Below are 11,626 nucleotides of genomic sequence, written 5' to 3'. Positions count from 1 at the left end.
CCAATCGGTGAAATCAACCGATCACCGAGGGTAGTGCAACCGGAATATTCAACTCCTCTTCATGGTCGGGCCGGCCCGGACCACCGCAGCTTCGACGGCCCTTCCGCCCATCCGAATCAACCACTCATTACAATCACGGACAGCAATACGAAGGCCAGAACTGGTCACCATGGCACGGGGGACGCATGACCTTTGCACGAGGCCGCTCCGACGGCGTGCACGACGCCCGACGGAATGCCCCTACCGCACTTTCGAAGAAAACAGACAGCTCGCCCGATCACGGTCCAATGGCGCGCCGGATCGGCAGAGGTGAGGCAAAAGGGAAGAGGATGGCATTCGTCGAGCGCGCGGAAGAACTGTCCCTCCTGGAAAACGTTCTCGGCGAAGCGCTCGGCGGCTTCGGGCAAGTCGTCACCATCACCGGCCCGGTCGGCTCGGGGAAGACCGAACTCACCCACCAGCTCGCCGCGCTGGCCGCCGAACGGGGCGTCCGGGTCGTACGGACCCACGCGTCGGCGGCCGACGCCGGGCCCGGTCTCGGTATCTTCGGGCAGATCCTGGAGACCTGCCCCTCGGCGGACGAACTGCGGGCCCGACTGGCCTCCTCCGGCGGCACCCTGTCCCCGCAGCTCATCCTGAGCGTCTGCCACGACCTGCTGCGCTCGGCGGCCCGCACCCCGCTCCTGCTGATCGCCGACGACGTCCACCTCACCGACGCCGATTCCCTCAACGGCCTGCTCCACCTCATCCGGCACTCCCGCACCGCGCCGGTCACGCTGGTGCTCGTCACCGGCGAGTGCTCGCAGCAGACCATCCCGCTCTTCCACGCCGAACTGTTCCGCGAGCCGCACCACCGCCAGATCCAGCTCCCGCTGCTGTCGGTGCGCGGAGTCGCCGCCGTCCTCGCCGAACGGCTCGACCAGGACACCGCGGACCGGCTCGCCCCCGCGGCCCACGCGGCCGGCGGGGGAAACCCCCTGGTGATCCGGGCGCTGCTGGAAGAGCATCTGACGCACCATCCGGAAGGCGGCGAGGAGCCCCTTCGTCCCGGCGAGGCCTCCGCCACCGCGGTGCTCGCCTGTCTGCACCACAGCGGGGCGCCCGGTCTCGAAGTGGCCCGGGCCGTCGCCCTGCTCGGCTTCTACGCCACCCCCCAGCTGATGTCCGAACTGACCGGCCTGTCCCGCCGGGTCGTCAACCGCTTCACCGCCGCGCTCCTGGAGGCCGGGCTGCTCGGCGAGGACGGAGAGCTGCGCCACCCGGCGGCCGCGGCCGCCGTGCTCAACGACCCCGCCCTGCGCGACGCCTCCGGACTGCGGCTGCGCGCCGCCGAACTGCTGCACGGCGAGGGCGCCTGCCCCATCGCGATCGCCCAGCACCTGGCCGCAGCCGACCGCATCGACCTGCCGTGGCACGTACCGCTGCTGCGCCGGGCCGCGGAGGAGGCCCTGGAGCGCAAGGAGGTGGGCCTGGCCCTGCAGTACCTCGACCTCGCGCTGCGCGAGTCCCGCGACGGCGAGGAGCGGGCACTGATCACCGCCGCCAAGGTCCGCGTCGAGTGGCTGATGAACCCGGCCCGCGCGACCCCCCACTTCGCCGCGCTGCTCAGCGCCTTCGAGCAGGGCCAGCTGCCGGACCTGGACGCCGTCATCCTGGCCCGCGCCCTCGCCTGGCACGGCCGCGACGAGGAGGGCGCCGACATCCTGAGCGCCATCCGCGCGCGCGAGCACGCCCCCGAGGTCGGCCGGGCCCTGCGCACCACCACCCGGTCGCTGCTCAGCACGCACCCCGAGTCGGCGGCCTTACTGCAGGAGCCGCCCACCGCGCCCCTGCCCGACGACGAGGACCCGGCGGCCGCCCAGCCCTCCGAAGTGATGATGTGGGACCACCTCCAGGCCGGGGACCACACGGAGGCCGCCCGTCTCGCCGAGGACATCCTGGGCGGCGGCCAGGCGCCGGAGTACTGGACCGGCCCGCGCGGCAGCGCGGTGTGCGTGCTCGTCTACGCCCACGAGCTCGACCGCGCCCACTACTGGACCACCCGGTTCTTCCAGGACGACGGGCCCGGCTTCCTCACGTGGCGCGCGGTGCAGGCCGCCGCCCTGGCCGAGGTGGCCCGCCGGCGCGGCGACCTGCCGGAGGCCGTCAGGCTCGCCCGGGACGCCCTGCAGCGGATGAGCCCCCGCGCCTGGGGACCCCAGATCGAACTGCCGCTGGCCTCGCTCATCTCCGCCGCGACCGCGATGGGCCACCACAGCACCGCGGCCGAGTGGGTGGCCTTCCCCCTCCCCGAGGACGCCCCCAGGACCCGCTACCACCTGCATTACCTGGAGGCCCGGGGACAGCACCACCTCGCCGAGGGGCGCTACTTGCCGGCGCTGCGGGACTTCATGGCGTGCGGCGGGCTGATGAAGACGTGGGACATGGACATCCCCGCCGTCGTGCCCTGGCGCCTCGGCGTGGCCGAGGCCCTGCTCGGACTCGGCCAGACCGAACGGGCCGCCAAGATCCTGGACGCCCAGGAGGCCCGGCCGGGTGCCCGCCACCCACGGGTGCACGGCCCGCTGCTGCGGCTGCGCGCGGGCACCGTGAAGCCGCGCCAGGCGGTGGGGCTGCTGCGCGAGTCCGCCGAACTCCTCGACGCCGCCCGGCTCCCGGTCGAGCTGCTCGCCACCCTGATCGACCTCAACCGGGCGTACCTGGAGCTGGGCGACTCGCACCGGGCGCGCTTCACCGCCCGCCGGATCTGGCAGACGGCCGCCCAGTGCGGGGCCGAGGCTCACGTACGCGCGGCGCTGGCGCCCAGGCCCCCGGCTCCGCGCACCGGCGCGGGAGTGCCCGCGCCGGCCGAGGACGACCTGCGACGGGTGCTCAGCGAGGCCGAGCTGCGGGTCGCCGAGCTGGCCGCCCGCGGCTACACCAACCGTGAGATCGCGAGCCGTCTGTACATCACGGTCAGCACGGTCGAGCAGCACCTCACCCGGGTCTACCGCAAGCTGAGGGTGGGCGGGCGCAGCGCCCTGCAGGCCCGGGTGTCCCCGTCCCTGCACGGCGCCTCGCCGAGCAGTTCGCGGACCACCGCGTGAGCCCGCTCCCGTGACCACGGGAGCGGGGCCGGCCGCGCCGGCCGGCCCGTATCCGTCAGGGATACGGCGCCGCCGGCGCGGCCGGCCCGCGCCGCCCCCCGTTCAGCCGGTCGGCGCCCCGACCCGGAACGGGGTCAGCTTCCTCTCGCCGATCCGCTCGCGCAGGACCGGGTCGGCGACCCCCAGGCCCTCGCGCGGGGCCAGGCACAACACCCCGACCTTGCCGATGTGCTCGTTGTTCTGCACCAGCCGGGCGGCCTCGCCGACCTCGGCCAGCGGGTAGGTGCGCGAGAGCACCGGGGAGAGCCGCCCCAGGGTGAGGAGCCGGTTGCACTCCCACGCCTCCTGGTAGTTGGCGGCGTGCGAGCCGATGACCCGCTTGAGGTTCATCCACAGATAGCGGTTGTCGAAGTTGTGCCAGGACCCGGAGTCGGAGCCGCAGGTCACCACGGCCCCGCCGCGCCGCACGACGTACACCGAGATCCCGAACGTCTTCTCACCGGTGGCGTCGAACGCGATGTGCGGGTCCTCGCCGAACGCGTTCCTGATCAGCCGGCCCAGCCTGCGCCCCCGGTCGGCCGTGCTCAGCCCGGGGTCGTCCAGGCCCAGTTCGGTCCGGTCGATCACCAGGTCACAGCCCAGTCCGGCCAGCCGGCGCGCCTTGTCGGCGCCCGAGACCACACCGACCGCGATGCCGCCCGCGTTGCGTACGAGCTGGACGGCGAAGGAGCCGATGCCGCCCGCCGCGCCCCAGATCAGGACGATGTCGCCCTGCTTGACGCGGGCGCCGTGCTCCCCCACCAGCATCCGGTACGCGGTCGTGGCGCACAGGGTGCTGGAGGCCGCCTCCTCCCACGTCAGGTGCGGCGCCTTGGGCAGCACCTGGTCGGCGCGGGCGACCGAATAGTGGGCCAGGCCACCGTAGTTGGTCTCGGCGCCCCAGATCCGCTGCTCGCCGCCGATCATGCCGTCCGCGTGGGTGGCGGGCTCCTGGGAGTCGACCCACGCACCGGCCACCACCACGTGGTCGCCCACCTTCCAGCGGCGCACCGCCGACCCCACCCGCACCACGACCCCGGCCGCGTCCGAGCCGATCGCGTGGAAGGGCTGGTCGTGCCGCTGCTCAAAGCCGCCCTGCTCGCCCAGCTGGGCCAGGAAGTCGAACGCCGGGCGCGGTGTGAACGTCGCGGACGCCACCGTGTGGTGGTTGACGGAGCTGGCCATCGTGGCGATCAGGACCTCGTCCGGAGCCAGCTCCGGCATCGGCACCGGGCCCACGTGCAGCGACTCGCGCACGTCCCGGTCGGCCGCGCCGCCGAACACGTCCACCTCGTCCTTGCGCAGATGGGCCGCGGTGTACTCGTACGGCACCACAGCACGCTCCAGCTCGCCCGGCGGGGCTCCGGCGATCACCGCTTCGGCCAAAGCGTCCATGGCAGTTCCCTCTCCCTCGGTCACGGCACCCAGCGCCGACGACGTTACGGGCGGCTTCCGCACGGCCCAACCCTTAGCTTTCGCGAGCCACCCCTATCGCTGTGAGCAGGGGTTACGCCCGTCCGCGAGCCGACGTCACACGCCGGCTCGCGGCCCGGGCCGCACCCGCGGGTCAGGCGCGGGCGACCGACAGGTTGAACTCCGGGCTCTGGAACGTGGTGTAGAGGCGTACGAACAGCAGCAGCGCGGCCTCGGTGGCACGGGCGCTGACCACGTCGCCGATGTCGAGGATCTGGGCCTCGCCCCAGCCGAACGACTTCAGCAGGTCGGCGACCTCCGCCTTGGCGGCCGCGTCGTCACCGCTGAGGAAGACGGTGTGGTGGCCCGGGATGCGGCCGGGGTCGACCATGACCTGCCCGGCCATGGTGTTGAGCGCCTTCACGATCCTGGCCTCGGGGAAGGCCTTCTGGAGCTGCTCGGCGACGCTGGAGCCGTCGGCCTGGGTGACGACGCCCAGGACGCCGTCCTTGACCTCCGTGGCGTTGGAGACGTCCACGACGACCTTGCCGCGCAGGTTGTCGGCGCCGGCCGCGGTGAGGACGTCCAGCGAGGCGAGGCCGGGCGCGGTGTTCACCACGAACTCGGCGCCGGCCGCGGCCTCGGCTATGCCGGTGAGAGCAACGCCGTGGTCCCCGGCCCACTGCGCGCCCGCGGAGTTGCCGGGGTCACGCGAACCCAGCGTGACCTCGTGACCGAGGGAGACAAGCTTGGGGGCGAGGACCTTGGCGACGTTGCCGGTCCCGAGCAGGGCGATCTTCATCTGGATAAGCCGTTTCTCTGAAAGATTCTGAAAGATGACGGTGCACGTGCTCTCGCGCCAACCCACGCAGTCCTGTTGATCTTCCCGAACCGGTCGCCCGCCCGGTTTCGGGCGTACGTGTACGCGTACGTGTACGTGCCGGGCCGGGCCGGGCCGGGATGACAGCACGCGGAGGGCGACCTACGCGAACGCGTCCCGGCTGCCGTGGAGCGAGGTCAGCCGTCCGTAGTGCCCCTGGAACGCGAGGTCGACGACCCGGCCCGCGGCGCCGTTGCGGTTCTTGGCGACGATCGCCTCGACCGTCCCCGCCTTGGGGCCGGTGTCGCCGCCGTCCCCGTCGAGCTCACGGTGCAGCAGCACGATCACGTTCGAGTCCTGCTCGATCGCCGAGGACTCCTTGAAGTCGCTGACCAGCGGACGGCGGCCCACGGAGCCCCGGTTGAACTGGGCGAGCGCGACCACCGGCACCCCGAACTCCCCCGCCAGCAGCTTCAGTCCGCGCGAGATGTCCCCCACCTCCTGGGCCCGCGTGGTGGCCCGCCCGGACCGCTCCGGGGTCAGCAGCTGGAGGTAGTCGACGACGACGAGCGCGGGCGGCCGCCCCTGCGCGGCCATCCAGCGGATCCGCGAGCGCAGCGTGCCCACCGTCAGCGACGGGGAGTCGTCCAGGACCACCGGGGCCTGCTGCAGCATCCCGGCGACCGCCGCCATCCGCTCCCAGTCCCGGTCCTCGACCCGCCGGCGTACCAGCCGGTCCAGCGGCACCGTGGCCTCCGACGCGAACAGCCGGGCCACCAGCTCCTTGCTGCCCATCTCCAGCGACGCCATCAGGACCGGGCGCGCCCGCCGCAGCCCCACGTGCGCCACCAGGTTCATCGCGAACAGCGACTTGCCGCCGCCGGTCGCGGCGCCGACCGTGATCAGCTGGCCGGGCTTGAGTTCCACCACCGCGTTCAGGTCCGGCCACGGGGTGTCGAGGGCGTCGGGATCGCTGCCCGCCTCCAGCTCGTCCACGAACTGCGGCACCAGATCGCCGAGCCACAGCCCACGCTGCTCACCGCCGTTGCCGGCCAGCCGCCGCAACTCGGCCAGGGTGGCCTCCGCCGCCTCCTCGGGGCTGTTGTCGAGCAGCCGGGCCCGCTGCAGGCCCGCGGTGAGCGCACGGATCAGATCGCGCCGTCTGGCCGCCTCGGCGACCTTCTCGGCGTAGTGCTCGGCATTGGCTGCCGTCGGCACCGCCTGCACCAGGGTGTGCAGATAGGAGGCGCCGCCGACCCGTGCCAGCGAGCCGCGCCGGCCCAGCTCGGCGGCGACCGTGATCGGGTCGGCCCGCACCCCGGGCCGGTCGTGCACGGCGAGAACGGCCCGGTAGACCTCCTCGTGGGCCGCCTCGTAGAAGTCCGCGCCGGAGCGCAGGACCGAGACCACCGTGTCGACGGCACGCGGCACCAGCAACAGGGCTCCCAGGACCGCCTGTTCGGCCTCCCTGTCATACGGTTCTTCGCAGCTGTGCGCGCTGCCGGCCGCGCTGCTGTCCGTGCTGTTCATGAGACGGGGCTCCTGTCGTGCCGCAGGGACCGGCCGAACGCCCCGACCCGCGCGGTCGGACAGCACAGGGGGCACGGGGCCGAGCGCTGGAAGCCGTCCTCGTCGCGCACCGTGCGCAGCCGGCTGACCGGATCGCAGTCGGGGTGCTCGCACCACGCCGCCACCGGCCGGGCCCGGTCCGCACGTCCCCCGGTCGCCTTGCCCCCGCTCGCACCTCCTTCGGCCGCACCGGCCGCCGGGGCCGGCCGCCGGTGGGGCAGCCGCCCGACCCTCACGGTCTCCAGGGTGAGTTCGTAGTTGTTGATGCCGTCCGGGTTCGACATCAGCTGGGCCCGCAGCACCTGATCCAGCTCCCAGCCCCGCTCCTGGGCCCTGGCGGCGAGTACGGGAGCGATCCGGGCGGCGCTCTCGGGAGCCAGCACCCACGGCCCCGACAGGGTCAGCAGGAGCTCGCGCGCCCGCTCCACCTGTGCGTGCGTCACCACCGCACCGGCGAGGCCGGCGTCGGCGGTGCGGTGCGCGTCGGCGGGGTAGGCGCTGCGGCCCGGGTACGGCTCCGGTGCCGGGGCGCGGCGGCGCGCGCGAAAGCGCGGCAGGTCCTCGATCCGGTCCCGCAGTACCGCGGCCGCCGTACGCCGTCCCGAGGTGCGCCGGGTCAGCTCCTCCACCAGCTCCTCCCCCAGGGTCCAGCCCTGGCGGGCCGCCGTGCCCGCGAGCAGGGCCGCGAGAGCGGCGGCCGTCTTGCGCCCGCACGCCCACCGCCCCGGCAGCTCGGCGAGGAACTCCTCCGCCGCAAAGACCTCGGCGGCGGAGGGCGGCAAGGAGCCGTCGGAAGCGGAGGAGGGAAGGGAGGAGGAATCCTCCTCCTCCCTATAGGGGGGAGTGGGGGGCAGGACGGCGTAAGGCGACTTATCCGCATTCTGGCGCTGTCCAGGCGAAACGCGGGTTTGCCGATCGCTGGTTTGCCGACTTCCGGAGCCGGTCGGCGGGTTTTCCGCATTCCGGCCCTGACCAGGCGAAACGCGGGTTTCCAGACTCCCGGCGAAGCCCCCCTGCCCCGGACCGCTGTTTTCCCGCATTCCGCCCCCGGCCTGCAGGGATCCGGCGATGCCCAGGTCGACGTACTGCTGGTTGTTGGCGGGGTTGCGGAAGACCCGGGTGATCCAGGTGGGCCGCTGCGTCTCCTCGTCGAAGACGGGCAGATGGGCGATGTGGCCCGCCTTCTTCAGGCGCCCCACGACCCCCGCGAAGCGGTCCTTGCCCATCTTCCAGCCCGCCGCCTGAAGGTCCTTGCGGATCGCGTCCAGGGTCGAGGGCAGCCGCGGGTCGCGCAGCAACAGGGCGGCGAGGACGCCGAGGTCCTCGGGCTGGAATCCGGCGGTCTCCACCACCACCCGGGTCATGACGACCTCTTCGGGCAGCTCCCAGGCCCGTTCCAGGCGGCTGCTGCTCAGGTCCTCGCTCATCGGGCACCGCCGAGCTGGCGGCAGGGGTGTGGGAGGTATGGGGGGCGTGGGCGGTACGGGTGGTGCGGGCGGTGCATGGTGGTCGTGTCCCCGGATTCGGGGAGCCATGAGGGAGCGAGCTGTCGGCCGCATCGGACCGGAGGAAAACGTCGGACGCGGCGTACAAGATGACGACAGATATGGAATCCCGCGGGGCGGGACGCGTATTCTGGCCGTCGGTGACCATGTGGGCCGTAAGGACCCCCGGGCTTCACCCGGCAGGGAGGTCACCCTCACTGCTCACGACTCGAAGGCTTGCAGTGCGTTGAGTCGATCGCTGGGAAGCGGTCTCCGTTGTGGCGACGGGGGCCGCTTCGGCGTTTCTAAGGCGGTTCGGGTGCCGGCGTCACGGCCCCGGCCGGCCCGTCCGCTGCGCCCGCCTGGGGGGACGCCTGCCCGTCCGCTCGTCCGTCCACGCCGGGCCGGGGGCGCTGCTCCCCGGTGACCTCGGGGAACTTCTCCGCCAGCCCCTGCAACAGGCGTACGTACAGCCGCCGATGGGGCTGACGGGGCTCGGCTCTGCCCTTCTCCCACCGCACCACCTGGATGCGGTGCACCCCGAGCGCCTCCGCGACCTCGGCCTGCGTCAGACACCCGGCCTGGCGCAGACGGGCCCGTACCTGAGGAGGCGGCAGAGCCGCGGACCGCGCGATCAGCGCGTCGACACGCTCGGACACGTCTTGTGACACCCCCCGTCCCCTCCGAAGCTGCACGATCGTCACTTTCAAAGCTACAGAGAAGGCCTGCTGCGCACGAGCAGTGCGCCGGGTGCGAGGTAATCAGCCAGTAACTGGCCGCGGCGGCGTCGGGTTGCCCGCGCCGGACGGCACGAGCAACCGCCGTGCCCGGCGCGAGGAACCGGGGAGCCCGCGTATGCCCGGAGTCTGCCGGACCTGAAGCCCACCGAGGAGCGACTGCTGCGCAATCAGGTCGACCTGGGCAACGCGTTCAAGCCGTACTTCGGCGAGAGAGCCGGGAACCAGCTGACCGCGCTGCTGCGCCAGCACATCCTCGGCGCGGTCGACGTACTGGTGGCGGCCAAGGCGGGCGACAAGACCAAACTGGCAGCGGCTGTGGACGCCTGGTACGCCAACGGGCAGGAGATCGCCGACTTCCTCAGCGCGGCCAACCCGAGGTACTGGCCCAAGGACAAGACCCGCGCACTGATGCTTCCGACGAAGCGGCGGGCCCGGGCCACGTGGAGGCCGGCCGGTCAGCGCTTCGGGGGCCTGACCCGCCCCTTCGTCACCAGCAGGTCGCAGTGCCACTTCGCGCAGGAACGGCTCTCGCCGTGCTGCTTGGCGGCGTCCAGACACGCGGCGTACGAGAACGGTGGCTGTGCCCGATGGCTCGCGGTGGGCGCGGCCTGGGCCGCTGTCGTCGTGGCGCCGCTCACGGCGCCTACGGCCGCTGCCACGGCCAGTGACGGCAAGTCGTCGCACCTGATCTCCTTGTCCCGCGGTGCTGATACGCCTGACCAACGACTCCCGCCTTCCGCGGTGACGTCGACGTACCCCCGAGTGGCCGCACGGACGGCTTCTGCGGGTCGGCTCTCGAGGCGGATGCGAAGCCGGATGGGAAGACTTGGCGCCCTCGATCCGGTGTCGGGCGCCTTCGTGCCCTGTGCGCGGGCGCCCGGCCTTGTGCAAGGAGCCCCGATGCTGACCAGGCGTCAACTGTCCAAGCTGGGTGTGGCGGCCGCCGTCACAGCCGTGGCGACCGCGACCGGCGCGGCGAACCACCCCTCGCCCAAGGGCCCGTTCTCCGTCCCCCTGCCCGTGCCCTCCGTGCTGCGGCCCGAACTGCGCACCGCCACCCACGACATCTACCGCCTGGTGATGCGGGAGGCCCACACCCGGATCGCGTCGGGCGGCGACACCCGCATACGGGGGTTCAACGGCGCGTTCCCCGGCCCGACCATCAGGGCGAAGCGCGGCCGGCCCGTGATCGTCCAGCAGGTCAACCGGCTGGACACACCCGTCGCCGTACATCTGCACGGTGGCCATGTGCCGCAGCCGAGCGACGGGCACCCCATGGACCTGATCATGCCGGGCGCCTCACGGGCGTACCTCTACCCGAACGACCAGCCGGGCGCCACCCTCTGGTACCACGACCACGCCCACATGCTGGAGGCCGAGAACGTCTACCGGGGGCTGGCGGGCTGCTACATCCTCACGGACGAGGCGGAGGAGCGTCTGCCGCTGCCCAAGGGCCGGTACGACATTCCGCTGCTGCTGCGTGACGCCGCCCTCGCTGCCGACGGCTCCCTCGTGTACGACGTGCACGACATCGGCAAACGGTCGACGACCATGGTCAACGGCCGGGCCACGCCGTACCTTCGGGTGGCGGCCCGCAAGTACCGCTTCCGGCTGGTGAACGTCTCCAACGACCGGCCCTTCGCGCTCAAGCTCGGCGACGGCTCCCCGATCGTCCAGATCGCCTCGGACGGCGGCCTGCTGCCCGCGCCGGTCACTGTGGACAACGTCGTGGTGTGGCCGGCCGAACGGGCCGAGATCGTGGTCGACTTCTCCCGCCACCGGCCGGGAGAGAGCGTCACCCTGGACAACCTGGCCGCCTATCCGGGTGAGAATCCGCAGGTCATGCGCTTCGACGTGGACCGCACGGCCGTGGACCACAGCCGCGTGCCGGACCGGTTGCGGCCGCTTCCGGCGCTGCGCACACCCACGGTGGAGCGGGAGTTCGTGATGACCACCGACATGGCGCACGACCGCTATCTGATCAACGGCCGGCCCTTCGACATGGACCGGGTGGACTTCCGGGTGAAGGCGGGCGCGGAGGAGAGGTGGACCATCACCGTTCCTGAGGACACCTACGCGATGCCGCACACGTTCCATACGCATCTGGCCCAGTTCCGGGTGGTCGACCGCAATGGCAAGCCTCCGGCGCCCGAGGAGTCGGGGCTCAAGGACACCGTCGCGGTGCTGCCCGGTGAACGGGTCCGCGTCCAGCTGCGTTTCACCTCCTACACCGGGCGCTACCTCTACCACTGCCACATGATGGGGCACTCGGCGATGGGGATGATGGGCCAGTTCGAGGTGGTCCGCTAGGCGGGAAGGCGGGAAGGCGGGCCGGCACCAACGGGCGTCGAAGAGTACGCGAACGGCACGCGACGGCCTCGCCCGACCATGGGAGAGACCCTTGCAGGGGCCGATGACGCCGCCGCCCGAGCTTCCCCCGATCGGGCGGCGGCGTGTTTTGCGCCCCGCCCGATG

Annotated in this window: 8 protein-coding genes; 2 read left to right on the top strand and 6 right to left on the bottom strand. The window is 72.4% G+C overall.

Annotated features, from left to right (window positions below; all coding sequences use genetic code 11):
* Window positions 1-329: 329 nt before the first annotated feature.
* Window positions 330-3,086 carry an AAA family ATPase gene (locus tag AB0G17_RS20070; RefSeq protein WP_361384131.1) on the top strand — a complete coding sequence of 919 codons (2,757 nt, stop codon included), beginning with the start codon at window positions 330-332 and terminating at the stop codon, window positions 3,084-3,086.
* Window positions 3,087-3,188: 102 nt separating this feature from the next.
* On the opposite strand, the gene ccrA is transcribed toward AB0G17_RS20070, so the two are convergent.
* The 6 genes from ccrA to AB0G17_RS20040 form a co-directional block, all read right to left on the bottom strand.
* Window positions 3,189-4,520: a crotonyl-CoA carboxylase/reductase gene (gene ccrA / locus AB0G17_RS20065; protein WP_361384127.1), complete on the bottom strand. Its 1,332-nt coding sequence runs from the start codon at window positions 4,518-4,520 to the stop codon at window positions 3,189-3,191.
* 172 nt (window positions 4,521-4,692) lie between these two features.
* A complete protein-coding gene (locus AB0G17_RS20060) occupies window positions 4,693-5,340 on the bottom strand; it encodes an NAD(P)-binding domain-containing protein (RefSeq protein ID WP_361384124.1) in 648 nt (215 codons plus the stop codon).
* A gap of 180 nt (window positions 5,341-5,520) precedes the next feature.
* Window positions 5,521-6,888, bottom strand: coding sequence for a replicative DNA helicase (locus AB0G17_RS20055; protein WP_361384121.1), 1,368 nt, complete (start codon window positions 6,886-6,888; stop codon window positions 5,521-5,523).
* Window positions 6,885-8,354 carry a hypothetical protein gene (locus AB0G17_RS20050; protein ID WP_361384118.1) on the bottom strand — a complete coding sequence of 490 codons (1,470 nt, stop codon included), beginning with the start codon at window positions 8,352-8,354 and terminating at the stop codon, window positions 6,885-6,887. Before AB0G17_RS20050 ends, AB0G17_RS20055 begins: the two co-directional genes overlap by 4 nt.
* A gap of 362 nt (window positions 8,355-8,716) precedes the next feature.
* Complete coding sequence (locus tag AB0G17_RS20045) at window positions 8,717-9,070, bottom strand: helix-turn-helix domain-containing protein (RefSeq protein ID WP_361384115.1); 354 nt, start codon at window positions 9,068-9,070, stop codon at window positions 8,717-8,719.
* A gap of 536 nt (window positions 9,071-9,606) precedes the next feature.
* On the bottom strand, window positions 9,607-9,810 hold the full coding sequence (locus AB0G17_RS20040; RefSeq protein ID WP_361384112.1) for a hypothetical protein: 204 nt from the start codon (window positions 9,808-9,810) through the stop codon (window positions 9,607-9,609).
* 241 nt (window positions 9,811-10,051) lie between these two features.
* Between AB0G17_RS20040 and AB0G17_RS20035 the strand changes: the two genes are divergently transcribed.
* Window positions 10,052-11,461, top strand: coding sequence for a multicopper oxidase domain-containing protein (locus tag AB0G17_RS20035; RefSeq protein WP_361384109.1), 1,410 nt, complete (start codon window positions 10,052-10,054; stop codon window positions 11,459-11,461).
* The last annotated feature ends 165 nt before the right edge of the window (window positions 11,462-11,626 follow it).

This window comes from Streptomyces sp. NPDC023838, from assembly GCF_040639555.1.
In the GTDB taxonomy this organism is placed as follows: Bacteria; Actinomycetota; Actinomycetes; order Streptomycetales; family Streptomycetaceae; genus Streptomyces.
The sequence above is the reverse complement of the archived record's forward strand: the minus strand, read 5'-3'. Positions and strand labels throughout refer to the sequence as shown.

Bases quoted from the DNA above. Each gene is read 5' to 3' on its own strand.
- ccrA (WP_361384127.1), bottom strand. From the start codon at position 4,520: ATGGACGCTTTGGCCGAAGCGGTGATCGCCGGAGCCCCGCCGGGCGAG.
- AB0G17_RS20070 (WP_361384131.1), top strand. From the start codon at position 330: ATGGCATTCGTCGAGCGCGCGGAAGAACTGTCCCTCCTGGAAAACGTT.
- AB0G17_RS20060 (WP_361384124.1), bottom strand. From the start codon at position 5,340: ATGAAGATCGCCCTGCTCGGGACCGGCAACGTCGCCAAGGTCCTCGCC.
- AB0G17_RS20035 (WP_361384109.1), top strand. From the start codon at position 10,052: ATGCTGACCAGGCGTCAACTGTCCAAGCTGGGTGTGGCGGCCGCCGTC.
- AB0G17_RS20050 (WP_361384118.1), bottom strand. From the start codon at position 8,354: ATGAGCGAGGACCTGAGCAGCAGCCGCCTGGAACGGGCCTGGGAGCTG.
- AB0G17_RS20055 (WP_361384121.1), bottom strand. From the start codon at position 6,888: ATGAACAGCACGGACAGCAGCGCGGCCGGCAGCGCGCACAGCTGCGAA.